Annotated in this window: 1 protein-coding gene (running past one end of the window); it reads left to right on the top strand. The window is 71.1% G+C overall.

Features of this window, described 5'->3' with window-relative positions; genetic code table 11:
- A protein-coding gene (locus tag OHB00_RS44870) for a non-ribosomal peptide synthase/polyketide synthase (RefSeq protein WP_406443870.1) crosses the window boundary here: on the top strand, positions 1-19,623 show its 5' portion. The gene runs 15,678 nt beyond the window's last position; only the first 19,623 of its 35,301 coding nucleotides appear in the window; its start codon is at positions 1-3; its stop codon lies beyond the right edge, outside the window.

Below are 19,623 nucleotides of genomic sequence, written 5' to 3' on the forward strand. Positions count from 1 at the left end.
ATGTCCCATGCTGCGATTGACGGTCGGGAGCTGACGGCGGCACAACGCGCCATCTGGAACGCACAGCAACTCGGACCGACCGACCCGATCTACAACATCGGCGAGTACCTGGATATCCGAGGAGATCTGAACACGGATCTCTTCGTGGCCGCGCTTCGCCGGATGCTGAGCGAAGCCGACGCGTTCCAAGCCTCTTTCCGGAGCACCGGCACCGAGGTCCGGCAATACCCCGTAGCCCCGGACGCGCTGCCCGTCCACGTTCTGGACCTCAGCTCGTCCGACAACCCGGCACAGGCCGCCTTCGAATGGATGCGGGCAGACATCAGAAGGCCCTTCGATCTCGCCCGTGGACCGCTTGTCACCAACGCGGTCGTGCGGATAGCGGAGCGCCGCCACTTCTGGTACCAGAGCTGCCATCACCTCGTGGGCGACGGCTTCACCGGCTCGGTGCTCGTCGCCAGGCTGGCACAGATCTATGCCGCACTGCTGGCGGGAGACGACCCGTCGGCAGCCGCACTGCAGTCGTCCGCCCACCTGCTGCGAGCGGACCTCGCGTACCGGCAGTCGGCGGAATACCAGGAGGACAGGCAGTTCTGGCGCGAGTCACTCGCCGAACACCCTGAGACCGTCACGGTGAGCGGCTCTCCCGTCCGCCGCGCACAGTTCCTTCCCCACCGGCACCTGGTGCAGATCGACGCGGACCACGCGGCGCGGATCCGATCGGCCGCCCGCGGACTGCGAACCAGTACGGCCGGCCTCGCCATCGCGGCCGGAGCCACCTACCTCCACCGGTACACCGGGACCGACGACATCACTCTCGGCATCCCCGTCCTGGGGAGGACCGGCGCCAGGACCCGTGCGACCTCCGGGATGAGCAGCAACGTCGTCCCCCTGCGCTCCCGACTGGACCCCCGCGCCACCCTGGCGGACGTCGTACGCACCACGTCCCGCACCATCCGCACCGCGCTCGGTCACCAGCGCTACCCACAGGCGGACCTGCTCAGAGACCTCAACAGGGTGGGATCGGGACCCCTCTTCGGCACGACGGTCAACGTCATGTCCTTCGACTACGGGGTGCGGTTCGGGGACTGCACGACGACGGCCCACAACCTTTCGAACGGGCCCGTCGACGACGTCGACATCTCCCTGTACGACCGTGGGACCGGCACGGCGCTCCAGATCGCCGTCGACGTCAACCCCGACACCTACAACGCCGACGACGCCGAGGACATAGCCCACCGCTTCCAGAAAGTGCTGACCTGGATGTCCCGAACCGCTCCGACCGAGCGGGCCGGACGCGCGCCCGTCCTGTCGGACGCGGAACGCCGACAGGTGGTGGCGGGCTGGAACGACACGTCGGTGGCCGTTCCCGACGTCACCTGGCCGGTGCTGTTCGCCGAGCGGGTGGCTGCTGAGCCAGGCGCGGTGGCGGTGGCGTGCGGGGACGAGGAGGTGTCGTTCGCGGAGCTGGACGAGCGGGCGTCCCGCCTGGCTGAGGTGCTGGTGGCGCGCGGGGTGGGGCCCGAGTCCGTGGTCGCGGTGGTGCTGGAGCGGTCGGTCGACCTGGTGGCGGCGTTGCTGGGCGTGTGGAAGGCCGGTGCCGCGTATCTGCCGGTCGATCCGTCGTATCCGCAGGAACGGATCGCGTTCATGCTGGCGGACGCGCGGCCGGTGTGCGTGCTGACCGCTTCCGGTGTGGCGGGGGCGCTGCCGTCCAACGGCGCGGTCCCGACGGTGCGGGTGGACGATCCGGCTGTGGCCGCGGAGCCGGCGGCGGTGGAACCGCACGTGCCGCCGGGGCCGGTGCTGCCTGATGCTGCGGCCTACGTGATGTACACCTCCGGATCGACGGGGCGCCCGAAGGGCGTCGTGATCACTCAGCGGGACCTCGTCGAGCTGGCGTCCGACCGGTGCTGGGACGAGTCGGCCCGGATGCTGGGGTACGCGCCGTACGCGTTCGACGCCTCGGTGCTGGAACTGTGGGTGACGCTGGCACAGGGCGGCACGGTGGTGCTGGCTCCGGCAGGCGACCTGGACGGCGAAACGATCCGGTCGCTGGTCGAGACCCGGGCCCTGAGCCATGTGTTCGTCACCGCGGGGCTCTTGCGGGTGCTGGCGGAGGAGGATCCGGCGTGTTTCGCCGGACTGCGTGAGGTCCGCACGGGCGGGGACGTGGTGCCGGCGTCCGCGGTGGCGGCGGTGCTGGAGGCCTGCCCGGGCGTGGTGGTGCGGAACCTGTACGGGCCGACGGAGATCACCTTGGCTGCCACGCAGTACGCGGCCGCGGCGGCCGGGGCGGTGCCGGACGTGCTGCCCGTCGGCCGGCCGATGGACAACACCCGCGTGTACCTTCTCGACGGATCTCTGCAGCCGGTTCCGCCCGGGATGACCGGGGAGCTGTATGTGGCCGGGGCAGGTCTGGCTCGCGGCTATCACGGTCGCGCGGGCCTGACGGCGGAGCGCTTCGTGGCCTGTCCGTTCGGCGGTGCGGGTGACCGGATGTACCGGACCGGGGATCTCGCCCGCTGGACCGCTGACGGGGAGCTGCTGTTCCTCGGGCGAGCGGACGATCAGGTGAAGATCCGGGGGTTCCGGATCGAACCGGCGGAGGTCGAGGCGGTTCTGGCCGCCCATCCGCGCGTCGCCCAGTCCGTGGTGACCGTCGGCGAAGACACCCATGGTGACAAACGGCTCGTCGCGTATGTCGTCCCGGACAGTGCCGACACCGGTGCCCGGCCGGACGACAACCTGGCCGCGGATCTGCGCGCCCACGTCGGCGGGCGGCTGCCAAGTCACATGGTCCCCGCGGTGTTCGTGTCCCTGCACACGCTGCCGTTGACCGCCAACGGCAAACTCGACCGCGCCGCACTGCCTGCGCCGGGAACCGCCGAGACGAGCGGTGGGCGTGCGCCCGCCTCCCGTGAAGAGCACGTGCTGTGCGAGGCGTTCGCCGACGTACTGGGTGTGGAACGGGTCACGCCGGACGACGACTTCTTCGCCCTGGGCGGGCACTCTCTGCTGGCCACTCGTCTGACCTCCCGGGTCCGCACCGGCCTCGGTGTCGAGGTCGGCGTCCGGATGCTGTTCGAGACACCGACGCCGGCCGGTCTGGCGGCACGGATCGCGGGTGCGGCCCCGGCGCGGGCGGCCCTGGCTCGGCGGGAACGCCCCGAGCGGATGCCGTTGTCGTTCGCACAGCGGCGGTTGTGGTTCCTGGCACAGTTGGAGGGGCCGAGCCCGACGTACAACCTGCCCGGCGCCCTGCGCCTGACCGGCCCCCTCGACGTCGACGCGCTCCGGATGGCGCTGACGGACGTCGTGGCGCGTCACGAGGTGCTGCGCACGGTCTTCCCGCCGACGGACGGTGAGCCGTTCCAACAGGTGCTGGCGCCTGACGAGGTGGGGGACGTACTGCGGGTCACCCGCGCTCCCGAGGAGCAGGTGCCGGACCTGGTGGCGGCTGAAGCCGGGCGCGGCTTCGATCTCTCGGCACAGGTGCCGGTGCGGGCGGTGCTGATCGAGACCGGTCCGGACACATATGTGCTGGTGCTGGTGATGCACCATGTCGCGGGGGACGGCTGGTCGCTGGGGCCGTTCGCCCGCGACCTCGCCCGGGCGTACGCGGCGCGGTCCGAAGGACGGGCCCCGGGGTGGGAGCCGTTGCCGGTGCAGTACGCGGACTACACCTTGTGGCAGCGGGAGTCGCTCGGTGAGGAGGAGGACCCCGGCAGCGTGCTGGCGGACCAGGTCCGCTACTGGCGGGAGGAGTTGGCGGGGGCCCCCGCGGAACTCGTGCTGCCGGCGGACCGGGTCCGGCCGGCCGTCGCCTCGCACCGCGGGCACACGGTGGCCCTGGAGGTTCCCGAGGACGTGTATGCCGGGCTGGCGGCGTTGGCGCGCGAACACGGTGCCACCGTGTTCATGGTCGTCCAGGCGGCGCTGACGGTGCTGCTGTCGCGGTTGGGCGCGGGTGAGGACATCCCCGTCGGCACGGCGGTGGCCGGGCGCACCGACCAGGCGCTGGACGACCTCGTCGGCTTCTTCGTCAACACCTTGGTGCTGCGTACGGATCTGTCCGGGGACCCCTCGTTCACCGAGGTTCTCGGGAGGGTGAGGGAGTTGAGCCTGGCGGCCCTGGAACACCAGGACGTGCCGTTCGAGCGACTTGTGGAACTGCTCGCGCCCGACCGCTCGCTGTCCCGGCACCCCCTCTTCCAGGTGATGCTCACCGGCCAGAACGTCGATGAGTCGGCCCTGGGGCTGCCCGGTCTGCAGGTGACGCCGATGCCGGTGGGACCGTTGCCGTCCAGGTTCGATCTGGACGTCGCGGTCGGCGAGGTGACAGGCACTGACGGCCGGTCGGTGGGGTTGCGAGGGTCGGTCACGGGTTCGGCGGACCTCTTCGATCCGGGAACCGTGAAGTCGTTCGCCGACCGGTTGATACGCGTGCTTGGGGCCGTGACTGCTGATCCGCAGGCGCGGGTGAGCCAGGTCGAGGTGTTGTCGGAGGCGGAGCGGTGGCGGGTGGTGGAGGGGTGGAACGAGACGGGTGTGGTGGTGCCGGGGGTGACGTTGGCGGAGTTGTTCGAGGCGCAGGTGGTGGGGTCTCCGGGTGTGGTGGCGGTGGTGTGTGGTGAGGAGCGGGTGACGTTTGCGGAGTTGGATGAGCGGGCGTCGCGGTTGGCGGGGGTGCTGGTGGAGCGTGGGGTGGGGCCGGAGTCTGTGGTGGGGGTGATGTTGGAGCGGTCGGTTGATTTGGTGGTGGCGTTGCTGGGGGTGTTGAAGGCGGGTGCTGCGTATCTGCCGATTGATCCTTCGTATCCGCGGGAGCGGGTTGCGTTCATGGTGGCGGATGCGGGGCCGGTGTGTGTGGTGACGGCTTCCGGTGTGGAGGGTGGTGAGGGTGGTGGGGGTGTTGGTGTGCCGGTGGTGGGGCGGGTGTGTTCTGGTGGTTCTGGTGGGGCGGCGTATGTGATGTATACGTCGGGGTCGACGGGGGTGCCGAAGGGTGTGGTGGTGTCGCATGCGGGGATTGTGAACCGGTTGTTGTGGATGCAGGACCGGTTCGGGTTGGGTGCGGATGATGTGGTGTTGCAGAAGACGTCGGTGAGTTTTGATGTGTCGGTGTGGGAGTTGTTCTGGCCGTTGGTGTCGGGTGCGCGGTTGGTGTTGGCGCGGCCGGGTGGGCAGGGGGATCCGGTGTATCTGTCGGAGGTGATTCGTGCGGAGGGGGTGACGACGGTTCATTTTGTGCCGTCGATGCTGGAGGTGTTTGTGGAGGGTGGTGATCCGGCTGGGTGGGGGTCGTTGCGGCGGGTGGTGTGTTCGGGTGAGGCGTTGTCGGGGGGGTTGGCGGAGCGGTTTGTGCGGGTGTGTGGTGCGGAGTTGCATAACTTGTATGGGCCGACGGAGGTGTCGGTTGATTCGACGGCGTGGGTGTTTGGGGGTGGGTCGGGTGGTGTGTTGATTGGTGGGCCGATCTGGAATACGCGGGTGTTTGTGCTGGATGGGTGGTTGCGGCCGGTGCCTCCGGGTGTGGTGGGGGAGTTGTATATCGCGGGGGTGGGGCTGGCGCGTGGTTACCACGGCCGTATGGGGTTGACGGCGGAGCGGTTTGTGGCGTGTCCGTTCGGTGGGGTGGGTGAGCGGATGTATCGGACGGGGGATCTGGTTCGGTGGACGGTTGATGGTGAGTTGGCGTTTGTGGGGCGTGCGGATGGTCAGGTGAAGGTGCGTGGGTTCCGGATCGAGCCGGGTGAGGTCGAGGCCGTCCTGACCGCTCATCCCGACGTCGCCCAGGCCGTGGTGACCATCCGCGAAGACACCCTGAACGACAAGCGTCTGGTGGCCTATGTCGTTCCCGGCGGCGACAGCGGGGCGGTCGGTGACCTGCCGGGTGAGCTGCGTGCGTATGTGGGCCGGCGGTTGCCGGAGTACATGGTGCCGTCGGCGGTGGTGGTGCTGGACGAGCTGCCGTTGACGGTGAACGGCAAGGTGGACCGGGCCGCCTTGCCCGCACCGGAGTACGGGGCGGCCGGTGGTGGGCGGGGTCCTGTCACGGTGGCTGAGGAGATCGTCTGCGAGGCGTTTGCTGAGGTGCTGGGTCTTGAGCGGGTGGGGGTGGAGGACAACTTCTTCGAGTTGGGTGGGCATTCGCTGTTGGCGGTGTCGTTGGTGCAGCGGTTGCGTGAGCGGGGGGTGGGGGTGTCGGTGCGGGCGTTGTTCGAGGCGCCTACGCCGGAGCGGTTGGCGGTGGCGGGTGGTGGTGGTGTCGGTGGTGTGGTGGAGGTGCCGGCGAACGGGATCCCGGAGGGTGCGGAGGCGATCACGCCGGAGATGCTGCCGTTGGTGGATCTGTCGCCCGCGCAGGTGGAGTTGGTGTGTGCGGCGGTGGAGGGTGGGGCGGCGAACGTGGCGGACGTGTATCCGCTGGCGCCGTTGCAGGAGGGCATCTTCTTCCACCACCTGATGGCCAGGTCCGCTGAGGCGGACGCGTACCTGATGTCCATGGTGCTGGGCTTTGACGGGCGTGCGCGGCTGGACGGGTTCCTGTCGGCGTTGCAGCGGGTCGTGGACCGGCACGACATCTACCGGACAGGCGTGGTGTGGGAAGGGCTGGCCGAGCCGGTGCAGGTGGTGTGGCGCCACGCCGTGGTGCCGGTGGCCGAAGTGGTCGTGCCCGGAACCGGGGACCTGGCCCTTGAGCTGCTGTCGGCGGCCGGCTCGTGGATGGACGTGGGCCGGGCACCGTTGCTGCGGGTGCATGTGACGGCGGAGCCGCGCGGCGACCGGTGGCTGGCGTCGGTGCAGGTGCATCACCTGCTCCAGGACCACACCGGGCTGGAGGTGATGTTGGGTGAGGTCGCGGCATTCATGGCCGGGCAGGGAGATGAGTTGCCGGCGCCCGTGCCGTTCCGCGAGTTCGTGGCCCAGGCCCGGTTGGGTGCCTCGCGTGCGGAGGACGAGGAGTATTTCGGCGAGCTGCTGGGTGATGTGACGGAGCCGACGCTGCCGTTCGGCCTGGCCGACGCCCATGGCGACGGCACCGGCGTGCGGTCGGAGCGGTTGCGGGTGGACGACGGCCTGGCACAGCGGGTGCGGGAGCAGGCACGCGCGCTGGGGGTGAGCCCGGCGACGTTGTTCCATGTGGCGTGGGCGCGGGTGCTGGCGAGCCTGTCCGGTCGCACGGACGTGGTGTTCGGGACGGTGCTGCTGGGCCGCATGAACGCCGGACGGGACGCATTGCGGATCCCGGGGCCGTTCATCAACACGTTGCCGGTGCGGCTGGACGTCGCGGGCGTGGATGTGGTCGGTGCGGTGCGGGACGTACAGGCGCAGTTGACGGGACTGCTGGTGCATGAGCATGCCCCGCTCGCGCTCGCGCAGAAGGCGAGCGGCGTCCCGGCCTCCGCCCCACTGTTCAGCTCGCTGTTCAACTACCGGCACGGTGGCCGGTCCGCGAGCGGTGGAGGTGGGGACGTCGGCGCCGAGGGCGTCGAGTTGCTGTTCGCGCAGGAGCGGACCAACTATCCGCTGGCAGTCGCGGTGGACGACCTGGGCACCGGGTTCGTGCTGGCTGTCGATGCGGTGACGCCGGTGGATCCCGGGCTGGTGTGCGGGCTGTTGCACACCGCGACCGAGGAGCTGATCGGGGCGGTGAGCGCTGCTCCGGCCACGGCGCTGGACGGTATCGGCGTGCTGCCCCAGCCGGTACGTGCCCGGGTTGTGGAGGGCTGGAACGACACGGGTGTGGCGGTGCCCGAGATGACGTTGACGGAGTTGTTCGAGGCGTGGGCGGCGCGGACCCCGGACGCGGTGGCGGTGGTGTGCGGTGACGAGGAACTGACCTATGGGGAGCTGGGCGACCGGGCGGCGCGGCTGGCGCGGGCGTTGGCCGACCGGGGAGTGGGGCCCGAGTCCGTGGTGGGGGTGGCGCTGGAGCGGTCAGTGGACGTGGTGGTGGTGCTGCTGGCCGTGTGGAAGGCGGGGGGTGCGTATGTGTTCGTCGATCCGTCGTATCCGGCGGAGCGCGTGGCATTGATGCTGGCGGATGCGGCACCGGTGTGCGTGGTCACCACGAGCAGCTTGGCCGACGGGCTGTCCGCGGGCGGTGCGGTGCCGGTGGTGGCGGTGGACGACCCGGCGGTGGCGGCGGAACCGGCGGCGGCGGCCGGCGGGCGCATCTGGCCTGCGCCTCTCGGCTCGCGCGCGGCCTACGTGATGTACACGTCGGGGTCGACGGGCGCGCCGAAGGGTGTGGTGGTGACCCAGGGCGCGCTGCTGAATCTGGTGGCGGGACTGGGCCCGGTGCTGGGGGCCGGTCCGGGGGTCGGTGCGCTGCAGTTCGCGTCGTTCGGCTTTGACGGTTCCGTGCTGGACGTGGCCGTGGCGTTGGCGTCGGGCGGCCGGTTGGTGGTGGCCACCGCGGACGAGCGGGCGGATGCCGGGCTGCTGGCCGACCTGATGGTCCGGACCGGGGTGGAGGTGGCCAGCGTTGTGCCGTCGCTGCTGGCTGTGGTCGATCCGGCGGCGGTGCCGGGGCTGTCACGGGTCCTGGTGGGCGGGGAGTTGCTGACCGGCGAGCTGGCGCGGGAGTGGGCCGACGGCAGGGTGTTGGTGAACACGTACGGGCCGACCGAGGCGACGGTCATGGTCACGACCGGCCCGGTGGACGCTGACACCGCTGTTGCGCCGCCGGTGGGCAGGCCGGTGGCGAACACTCGCCTCTATGTGCTGGACGAGCGGTTGCGCCCGGTGCCGCCAGGGGTGGCGGGGGAGTTGTATGTCGCGGGTGCTCAGCTGGCCCGTGGGTATCTCGGGCGTCCGGGGCTGACGGCGGAGCGGTTCGTGGCGTGTCCGTTCGGTGCGGTGGGTGAGCGGATGTACCGGACGGGGGACCTGGCGCGCTGGACGAATGACGGGCAGCTCGTCTTCGCCGGCCGGGTGGACGATCAGGTGAAGGTCCGCGGCTTCCGGATCGAGCCGGGAGAGATCGAGGCCGTCCTCGCGGCGCATCCGAGGGTGGCCCGGGCGGTGGTGGCCGTCCGTGAGGACACTTTGAACGACAAGCGTCTGGTGGCCTATGCCGTTTCCGACGGCGATGGCGGCGCCGACGGTGAACTGTCCGGCGAGCTACGGGCGTTCGCCGCCGAGCGGCTGCCGGGGTACATGGTGCCGTCGGCGGTGGTGGTGCTGGACGAGCTCCCGCTGACGGTGAACGGGAAGATGGACCGGGCGGCGTTGCCGGCTCCGGAGTACGCGGGGTCCGCTGGCGGCCGGGGGCCCGCCACGGTGGCTGAGGAGATCGTGTGCCAGGTGTTCGCCGAGGTGCTGGGTCTTGAGCGGGTGGGGGTGGAGGACAACTTCTTCGAGCTGGGCGGCCATTCCCTGCTGGCGGTGTCGTTGGCGTCGCGGTTGCGTGAGCGGGGGCTCGGGGTCTCGGTACGGACGCTGTTCGAGTCGCCAACTCCGGCGGAGTTGGCGCCGGCCGACGTCGGCGGTGGTGGTGTGGTGGAGGTGCCGCCGAACGGGATCCCGGACGGTGCGGAGGCGATCACGCCGGAGATGCTCCCGCTGGTGGGTCTGTCGTCGGCACAGGTGGAGTTGGTGTGTGCGGCGGTGGAGGGTGGGGCGGCGAACGTTGCGGACGTGTATCCGCTGGCCCCGCTGCAGGAAGGCATCTTCTTCCACCACCTGCTCGTCGGGCCCGGCGAGGCGGATGTGTACCTGGTGCCCCTGGTGCTGGGCTTTGACGGTCGTGAGCGGCTGGACGGTTTCCTGTCGGCGCTGCAGCAGGTCGTGGACCGGCACGAGGTCCACCGGACCGCGGTGGTGTGGGAGGGGTTGCCGGAGCCGGTGCAGGTGGTGTGGCGCCGCGCGGTGGTGCCGGTGACCGAGGTGACGCTCTCACAGACTGGCGACTGGGCGGCCGAGCTGCTGTCCTCAGCAGGCGAGTGGATGGACGTACGGCGTGCGCCGCTGGTGCGGGTGCATGTGGCGGCGGAGCCGGGCAGCGACCGCTGGCTGGCATTGGTGCAGGCACACCACCTGGTCCAGGACCACACCGCGCTGGAGGTGGTGTTGGGCGAGGTCGCGGCGCTGATGGCGGGGCGTGGGGACGAGTTGCCGGTGCCGCTGCCGTTCCGTGACTTCGTGGCGCAGGCCCGGCTGGGTGTGTCCCGTCAGGAGCACGAGGAGTATTTCGGCGAGCTGCTGGGTGATGTGACGGAGCCGACGCTGCCGTTCGGTCTGTCCGACGCGCGCGGGGACGGCACCGGTGTGCGGCGGACTCGGCAGCCGGTCGACGACGGTCTGGCGCGGCGGATCCGGGAGCGGGCACGTCAGCTCGGGGTGAGCCCGGCGACGCTGTTCCACGTGGCCTGGGCGCGGGTGCTGGCGACTGTGGCCGGACACACGGACGTGGTGTTCGGGACGGTGCTGCTGGGCCGGATGAGCGCAGGAGCCGGTGCCGAGCGGACCCCCGGCCCGTTCATGAACACGCTGCCGGTGCGGTTGGACGTCGCGGGCGTGGACGCGCTCGGTGCGGTACGGGCGATACGGGCCCAGCTGGCCGGCCTGCTGGTGCACGAGCACGCCCCGCTGGCCCTCGCACAGAACGCGAGCGGTGTCCCCGCCTCCGTACCGCTGTTCACCTCTCTTCTCAACTACCGCCACAGCCGTCGGACGGACGGAGAGCCCGGCGCCGGCGACCGGTTCGCCTGGGACGGCGTGACGACGGTGTACGGGCGAGGAGGCACGAACTATCCGCTGGCCGTAGCGGTGGATGACACGGAGGTCGGCTTCGAGCTGACGGTCGACGCACTGCAACCCGGTGATCCAGGCCTGGTCTGCGGGCTGCTGCACACGGCGGTCGAGAATCTCGTCGGGGCACTGGACGACAGCCCCGGCACACCGCTGCACACACTCCAGGTGTTGTCGGAGGGTGAGCGGGCGCAGGTGCTGGTGGGTTGGAACGACACGGGTGTGGTGGGGGCGGCGGAGGTTGTGCCGGTGCGCTTCCGGGAGCAGGTGGCTCGGACTCCGGATGCGGTGGCGGTGGTGGATGCGCGCGAGCGGTTGACGTATGCGGAGTTGGATGAGCGGGCGTCGCGGTTGGCTGGGGTGTTGGTGGCGCGCGGGGTGCGACGTGAGTCGGTGGTGGGGGTGATGGTGGAGCGGTCGGTGGATGTGGTGGTGGCGTTGCTGGGGGTGTGGAAGGCGGGGGGTGTGTATCTGCCGGTCGATCCGGAGTATCCGGCGGAGCGTGTGGGGTTGATGCTGGGCGACGCGGCGCCGGCGTGTGTGGTGGTGAGCGGGGGTTTGGCGGACCGGTTGCCGGACGGTCTTGCGGTGGCGGTGGACGGTGCGGAGGTTGCTGAAGGACCGGTGGGGTCGGTGGCACGGGTGGGGGCGGTGCCGGAGCCGGGGGATGCGGCGTATGTGATGTACACGTCGGGGTCGACGGGTCGGCCCAAGGGCGTGGTGGTCACGCACGGGGCGCTGGCCGCCTATGTGGCCTGGTGTGTGGGGGCGTATCCGGGGGTGCGGGAGAGCAGTCTTCTGCATGCGTCGGTATCCTTCGACCTGGGTGTGACGGGTCTGTATCCGACTCTGGTCAGCGGTGGGTGTGTGTATGTGGCCGCTCTGGACGAGGGATTGCCGGCCGTGTTGGACGGCGGCGGGCTGGCCTTCTTGAAGGTGACGCCGAGTCATCTGCCGTTGCTGGAGGCGCTGCCCCGGGAGTGTGTGCCGACGGGGCAGTTGATGGTGGGTGGGGAGGCGCTCGACTGGGGTCGGGTGCTGCGATGGCAGGACCGGCACCCGGGGTTGGCGCTGGTCAACCACTACGGGCCGACGGAAGGGACGGTCGGCAGCGCCCACTATCCGATCGGCCGGGAAGAACGGGGGGAGGGAGCGGTTCCGATCGGGCGGTCGTTCGCGACGACCAGGACGTATGTGCTGGACGAGCGGTTGCGCCCGGTGCCGCCGGGGGTGGCGGGGGAGTTGTATGTCGCGGGTGCTCAGCTGGCCCGTGGGTATCTCGGGCGTCCGGGGCTGACGGCGGAGCGGTTCGTGGCGTGTCCGTTCGGTGCGGTGGGTGAGCGGATGTACCGGACGGGGGACCTGGCGCGCTGGACCGCCGACGGCCAACTGGTCTTCGCCGGCCGGGTGGACGATCAGGTGAAGGTCCGCGGCTTCCGGATCGAGCCGGGAGAGATCGAGGCCGTCCTCGCGGCGCATCCGGCGGTGGCCCGGGCGGTGGTGGTCGTCCGTGAGGACATCCCGGGGGACAAGCGTCTGGTGGCCTATGCCATTCCCGACGGTGACAGCGCACCGGTCGGTGAGCTGCCCGGTGAGCTGCGTGCGCATGTCGGCCGGCGGTTGCCGGAGTACATGGTGCCGTCGGCGGTGGTGGTGCTGGACGAGCTCCCGCTGACGGTGAACGGGAAGGTGGACCGATCCGCGCTGCCGGCTCCGGAGTACGGCTCGACCGGCGAGGGCCGAGGACCCGCCACGGTGCTGGAAGAGATCGTCTGCCAGGTGTTCGCCGAGGTGCTGGGCCTGGAGCGGGTGGGGGTGGAGGACAACTTCTTCGAGCTGGGCGGCCATTCCCTGCTGGCGGTGTCGTTGGCGTCGCGGTTGCGTGAGCGGGGGATCGGGGTGTCGGTGCGGGCGCTGTTCGAAGCGCCCACCCCGGCGGCGCTGGCCGCGGCCGGTGACGGTGGTGGTGTGGTGGAGGTGCCGCCGAACGGGATCCCGGACGGTGCGGAGGTGATCACGCCGGAGATGCTGCCGCTCGTCGATCTGTCGCCCGCGCAGGTGGAGTTGGTGTGTGCGGCGGTGGAGGGTGGGGCGGCGAACGTGGCGGACGTGTATCCGCTGGCCCCGCTGCAGGAAGGCATCTTCTTCCACCACCTGCTCACCGGATCAGGGGACGTGGATCCATATCTGCTCTCTCTCACCGTCGGCTTCGACGACCGTGCGCGGTTGGACGGGTTCCTGTCGGCGTTGCAGCAGGTCGTGGACCGGCACGACATCTACCGCACCGGAGTGGTGTGGGAAGGGCTGACCGAGCCGGTGCAGGTGGTGTGGCGCCGCGCGGTGGTGCCGGTGACCGAGGTGACGCTGTCCGCGGACGCGGACCCGGCAGTCGAGTTGCCCATGACGGCCGGGCGGTGGATGGACGTACGGCGTGCGCCGTTGGTGCGGGTGCATGTGGCGGCGGAGCCGGGCAGCGACCGCTGGCTGGCGTTGCTGCAGGTCCACCACCTGTTGCGGGACCACACCGCGTCGGACGTGGTGCTGGGCGAGGTCGAGGCATTCCTGGCGGGGCGTGGGGACGAGTTGCCGGTGCCGCTGCCGTTCCGTGACTTCGTGGCGCAGGCCCGGCTGGGTGTGTCCCGTCAGGAGCACGAGGAGTATTTCGGCGAGCTGCTGGGTGATGTGACGGAGCCGACGCTGCCGTTCGGTCTGTCCGACGTACGTGGGGACGGCACCGGTGTGCGGCGGATCCGGCAGCCGGTCGACGACGGTCTGGCGCGGCGGATCCGGGAGCGGGCACGTCAGCTCGGGGTGAGCCCGGCGACGCTGTTCCACGTGGCCTGGGCGCGGGTGCTGGCGAGCCTGTCCGGGCGTTCGGACGTGGTGTTCGGGACGGTGCTGCTGGGCCGGATGAGCGCAGGAGCCGGTGCCGAGCGGACCCCCGGCCCGTTCATGAACACGCTGCCGGTGCGGTTGGACGTGGCGGGCGTGGACGCGCTCGGTGCGGTACGGGCGATGCAGGCCCAGCTGGCCGGCCTGCTGGTGCACGAGCACGCCCCGCTGGCCCTCGCGCAGAACGCGAGCGGTGTCCCCGCCTCCGCACCACTGTTCACCTCGCTGTTCAACTACCGCCATGTCAACCACGACGTCGCTGGAGAACCGCAGCCGGGGGAGCAGGCGGGCATGAGCGTGCTGTCCGCCGAGGACCGCACGAACTATCCGCTGGCGGTCTCGGTCGACGACTCCGGGACCGGGTTCGCGTTGACGGCCGGGGTGGTTGCCCCGGGGGACGCGGAGCTGGTGTGCGGTCTGGTGCGGACGGCGGTCGAGGAACTGCTCGTGGCGTTGGAGCAGCGGCCGCCGGCACCGCTGCGTGCGGTGGAGGTGCTGGCGCCGGACCGGCGTGAGCAGTTGCTGGCGCAGTGGAACGACACCGCCCGATCCGTGCCGAAGGTGACGGTGCCGCAGCTGTTCGAGCGTCAGGCGGCCCGTACGCCGGACGCGGTAGCGGTCGTCTGCGGTGACGAGGAGATCGGTTATGCCCCGCTGGCGGAGCGGGTGTCGCGGCTGGCGGAGGTGCTGGCGGGCTGGGGTGTGGGTGCGGAGTCGGTGGTTGCGGTGGCCATGGACCGCTCGGTCGACCTGGTGGTGGCGTTGCTGGCCGTGCTCAAGGCCGGCGGCGCCTACCTGCCGGTCGATCTCGCGCATCCGGCGCAGCGCGTCGCCTTCATGCTGGAGGACGCCCGGCCGGTGTGCGTGATCTCCGACAGAACCCTGCCGGATGTGCTGGCCGAGGTGCTGTCGGGCGGGCTCGACGTGCCGGTGCTCACGGTCGACGGGCACGGCATCACCGACGCGCCCCGCCCGGCCGGTGCCGGTGCCGGTGTGGGTGCGGGTGCGGTCGACGGGCATCGTCCGCCGCTGCCCGCGCACCCCATGTACGTGATGTACACCTCGGGTTCGACCGGCACGCCGAAAGGTGTGGTCGTCACCCATGAGGCGGTGGTCAACCATCTGCTCGCCCGGATCGCCGAGTTCGGCTGGGAGGCGTCGGACCGGTTCATGCTGACCGCGCCGCTGGGCTTCGACCCGTCGGTGTGGCAGCTGTTCTGTCCCCTGGTGAGCGGTGGCAGTTGTGTGATCGCGCCGGCCGGCAGTGCGGCCGATCCGGGCTACCTGGTCGCGTTGGCGCGGCGGCACGGTGTGACGGTGCTGCACCTGATCGCCTCGGCGCTGGCCGGGGTGCTGGAGGAGCCGGCCGTGACCGGTCTGTCCAGCCTGCGGCAGCTGGCCAGTGGCGGCGAGGGAGTTCCCGGCGCCCTTCGGGACCGCGCCCTCGCGTTGTTCCCGCAGACCGACCTGGTGCAGGGATACGGACCGGCCGAGACCTGCATCTCGGTCACCTGGTACCGCTGCGGCGGAGACGAGGACGCGGTGCCGCCGATCGGCGGTCCGATCCCCAACTCCCGCCTCTACGTCCTCGACGACTTCCTGCGGCCGGTGCCGCCCGGCGTGGCCGGCGAACTCTACATAGCGGGGTTGCCGCTCGCGCGCGGTTACGTCGGGCGCATGGCGCTGACCGCGGAACGGTTCGTGGCCTGCCCGTTCGGGAGCCCGGGTGAGCGGATGTACCGCACCGGTGACCTGGTGCGATGGCGGGGCGACGGGGTGCTGGTGTTCACGGGGCGGGCGGACGAGCAGGTGAAGATCCGCGGCTTCCGGATCGAGCCCGGTGAGATCGAGACCACCCTGGCCACTCACCCCCACGTGGCCCAGGCCGCCGTCATCGCCCGCGAGGACGCCCCCGGCGGCAAACGCCTCGTCGCCTACGTGGTGCCGGGCGGCGCGGGATCGGACAGCGCGGCGACAGAGAACCTGGCACTCGAACTGCGGACACTGGCGGCCCGGCGGTTGCCGGAGTACATGGTGCCGTCCGCGGTCGTGGTGCTGGACGAGTTGCCGCTGTCGGTGAACGGGAAGGTGGACCGGTCCGCCCTGCCGGCGCCGGACCATGCGACGGTCGACACCGGGCGGCGACCGTCGTCGGTCGCCGAAGAACTCATGTGCGCGGTGTTCGCCGAGGTGCTGGACCTGGAACGGGTCGCGGTCGAGCAGAGCTTCTTCGACCTGGGCGGTCATTCGCTGCTGGCGATGCGGCTGCTGTCGCGGGTGCGGTCGGTCTTCGGTGTCGAGCTGGGGGTGCGGGTCCTGTTCGAGACGTCGACTCCGGCCGGTCTGACAGCGCGCATCGCGGGCGCGGGCCCGGCGCGCGCGGCCCTGACACGGCGCGAGCGGCCTGAGCGGATGCCGTTGTCGTTCGCACAGCGGCGGCTGTGGTTCCTCGCCCAGTTGGACGGCCCGAGCCCGACCTACAACATGCCGGCGGCGCTGCGGTTGTCCGGGCCCGTCGATGCGACCGCGCTCAGGTCGGCGCTGAAAGACGTGCTGGCACGGCACGAGGTGCTGCGCACGGTGTTCCCCGCCCACGACGGCGAGCCGTACCAGCGGGTGCTGGACATGGCAGAGATCGGAGAGGTGCTGCGGCTCGACCGGGCCGCCGGTGCGGAGCGGGTCGCGGAACTGGTGGCCGCTGAGAGCGGTCACGGCTTCGATCTGTCCCAGGAGATACCGGTACGCGTGCTCCTGATCGAGACCGGGCCGGACGCGCATGTACTGGTGGTGGTGTTCCATCACATCGCGGGAGACGGCTGGTCCATGGGACCGCTCGCCCGTGACATCTCCCGCGCCTACGCGGCCCGCCGTGCGGGCCGGCCGCCGGAGTGGGAGCCGTTGCCGGTGCAGTACGCCGACTACACGCTCTGGCAGCGGCAGCTGCTCGGGGCCGAAGACGGTCCCGACAGTCTGCTGACAGCCCAGGTCGGCTACTGGCGGCAGGCGCTGGCCGGTGCCCCGCAGGAGCTGGCCCTGCCGGCGGACCGGATCCGGCCGGCCGAGGCCTCGTACCAGGGACACACGGTGCGTCTGGACATCCCGGCGCACACACATGCCGAGCTCGCCGCGCTGGCCCGCGAGCAGGGCGTCACCCTGTTCATGGTGGTTCAGGCGGCACTGGCGGTGCTGCTGTCCCGCCTCGGCGCCGGCGAGGACATCCCGATCGGTACCGCGGTGGCCGGCCGCACCGACCAGGCCCTCGACGAACTCGTCGGCTTCTTCGTCAACACCCTGGTGCTGCGTACCGATCTGCACGGCGATCCCACCTTCGCCGAGATCCTGGGCCGGGTGCGTGAACGCGACCTGGAGGCGTTCGAGAACCAGGAGGTGCCGTTCGAGCGACTGGTGGAACTCATCGCACCGCCGCGCTCCATGGCACGCCACCCGCTGTTCCAGGTCATGCTCACCCTCCAGAACAACGACCCCGCGATCCTCGATCTCCCTGGCGTGCAAGGCGCAGCGCACGCAGAGGTGCCCTTGCCGTCCAAGTTCGACCTGGACGTCACGCTGACCGAGGTCCTCCAGGACGGCCGGCCGGCGGGACTGCGGGGCTCGGTCATCGGGGCGGCGGACCTGTTCGACGCGGACACCGTCACGGCGATCGCCCACCGGCTGGTCCGCGTGCTGGTGGCGGCGGCCGCGGACCCGGATGTACGCCTCCACGAGATCGACGTCCTGTCCGAGGACGAGCGCGACCGGCTCTTCCCGGAGCCGGAGCCGGAGCCGGATCGGAAGCCGGAGCGGAAGCCGGAGCCGGTCCTGGTGCCCGAGCCGGTGCCGGCGCCTGATGTGACGTTGCCGGCGCTGTTCGAGGAGCAAGCGGGGCGAACGCCGGCGGCGGTGGCCCTGGTGAGCGGCGAACAGCGCCTGACCTACGAGGAGTTGAACGGTCGCGCGAACCGGCTGGCGCGGGTCCTGGTACGGCGGGGGGTGGGGCCGGAGTCCGTGGTGGCGGTGCTGATGGACCGCTCCGCCGACCTGGTGGTGGCGTTGCTGGCCGTGCTGAAGGCCGGGGGCGCATATGTGCCGGTGGACCCTGCCTACCCGCAGGACAGGATCGCGTTCGTGCTGTCGGACGCGAAGCCGGTGTGTGTGCTGACAACCGACGCGCTCGCGCCCGTGCTGCCCGCCCAGCCGGCCGTACCGGTGCTGGTGCTGGACGGCCCGCAGATGACGTCCGACCTCGCGGGGGAGTCGCCCGCGGACCTCCGGGATGAGAACCGGCCGGAGGCGGCGGGTGCGCATCCGGCGTATGTGATCTACACGTCGGGGTCCACGGGGGCGCCGAAGGGTGTGCTGGTGACACACCACAACGTGGTGACCTTGTTCGGCGCGCTTCGCGAACGGTTCGGCCTCGGCCCCGGCGACGCCTGGTCGTGGTTCCACTCCTTCGCCTTCGACTTCTCGGTGTGGGAGATGTGGGGAGCGCTGCTGCACGGAGGCCGACTCGTGGTCGTGCCCTTCCATGTGTCGCGGTCTCCGGACGCGTTCCTGCGGCTGCTGGCCGAGGAACGGGTGACGGTCCTGAGCCAGACCCCGTCGGCCTTCCACGAGTTGCTCCGGGCGGAGGGCTCCGGGCGGCTGGCCGGGGGAGAGTCCGCGCTGCGGTGGGTTGTCTTCGGCGGTGAGGCCCTGGACACGGACCGGCTGGGTGAGTGGTGGGCACACCACCGGGCCGGCGGGCCGGTCCTGGTGAACATGTACGGAATCACCGAGACCACGGTCCATGTCACCTTCGACGAGGTGCGGCCGCCCGCCGGCGGTGGGCTGCCCCGCGGAAGCCTGGTCGGACGGGCGCTGCCGAGCCTGCGCGTCCACGTCCTGGACCGCTTCCTGCGGCCGGTACCGACAGGTGTCACGGGAGAGATGTACGTGGCGGGCGGGCAGTTGGCGCGGGGATACGCGGGTCGTGCCGGGCTGACGGCGGAGCGGTTCCTGGCGTGCCCGTTCGGCGGGCCGGGAGAGCGGATGTATCGCACCGGTGATCTGGGCCGGTGGACGGCTGAGGGGCGACTCCTCTACATGGGACGGGCCGATGACCAAGTGAAGATCAGGGGCTTCCGGATCGAGCCGGGTGAGATCGAGGCCGCCCTGGCGGCGCATCCCCAGGTGGCGCAGGCCGTGGTGGTCGTCCGCGAGGATGCCGCCGACGACAGGAGGCTGGTCGCCTACGTGGTGCCCGAGGACGGCCCCGCCGGTGCCGACCGGGACCTGCCGACCGAGCTGCGCGGGTATACGGCCCAGCGGTTGCCGGAGTACATGGTCCCGTCGGCGGTGGTGCTGCTGCCGGGCGGGCTGCCGCTGACGGTGAACGGCAAGGTGGACCGGTCCGCCCTGCCCGCGCCGGAGTACGCGGCGGGCACCGGCGGGCGCGCCCCGGCCACGGCGCCGGAAGAGATCGTGTGCGGTCTGTTCGCGGAGGTCCTCGGTGTCGACCGGGTCGGCGCCGACGAGGGGTTCTTCGAGCGGGGCGGTCATTCGCTGCTGGCGATGCGGCTGCTGTCGCGGGTGCGGTCGGTCTTCGGTGTCGAGCTGGGGGTGCGGGTCCTGTTCGAGACGTCCACTCCGGCCGGTCTGGCGGCACGGATCGCGGGCGCGGGCCGGGACGCCGGTTTGGCGCGGGCGGGGCTGACACGGCGCGAGCGGCCCGAGCGGGTGCCGTTGTCGTTCGCACAGCGGCGGTTGTGGTTCCTGGCACAGATGGAGGGCCCGAGCCCGACGTACAACCTGCCGGTGGTGCTGCGCCTGAGGGGACGCGTCGACGCCGCCGCGCTGGGAGCGGCCCTCCATGACCTCGTCACCCGGCACGAGGTGCTGCGCACCGTGTTCCCCGACAGTGACGGGGAACCCTGCCAGCGGATCCTGGAGCCGGACCGGGTCGGGCAGGTACTGCGGCTCGCCGAGGCCACC

The organism is Streptomyces sp. NBC_00631 (assembly GCF_045206895.1).
In the GTDB taxonomy this organism is placed as follows: domain Bacteria; phylum Actinomycetota; class Actinomycetes; order Streptomycetales; family Streptomycetaceae; genus Streptomyces.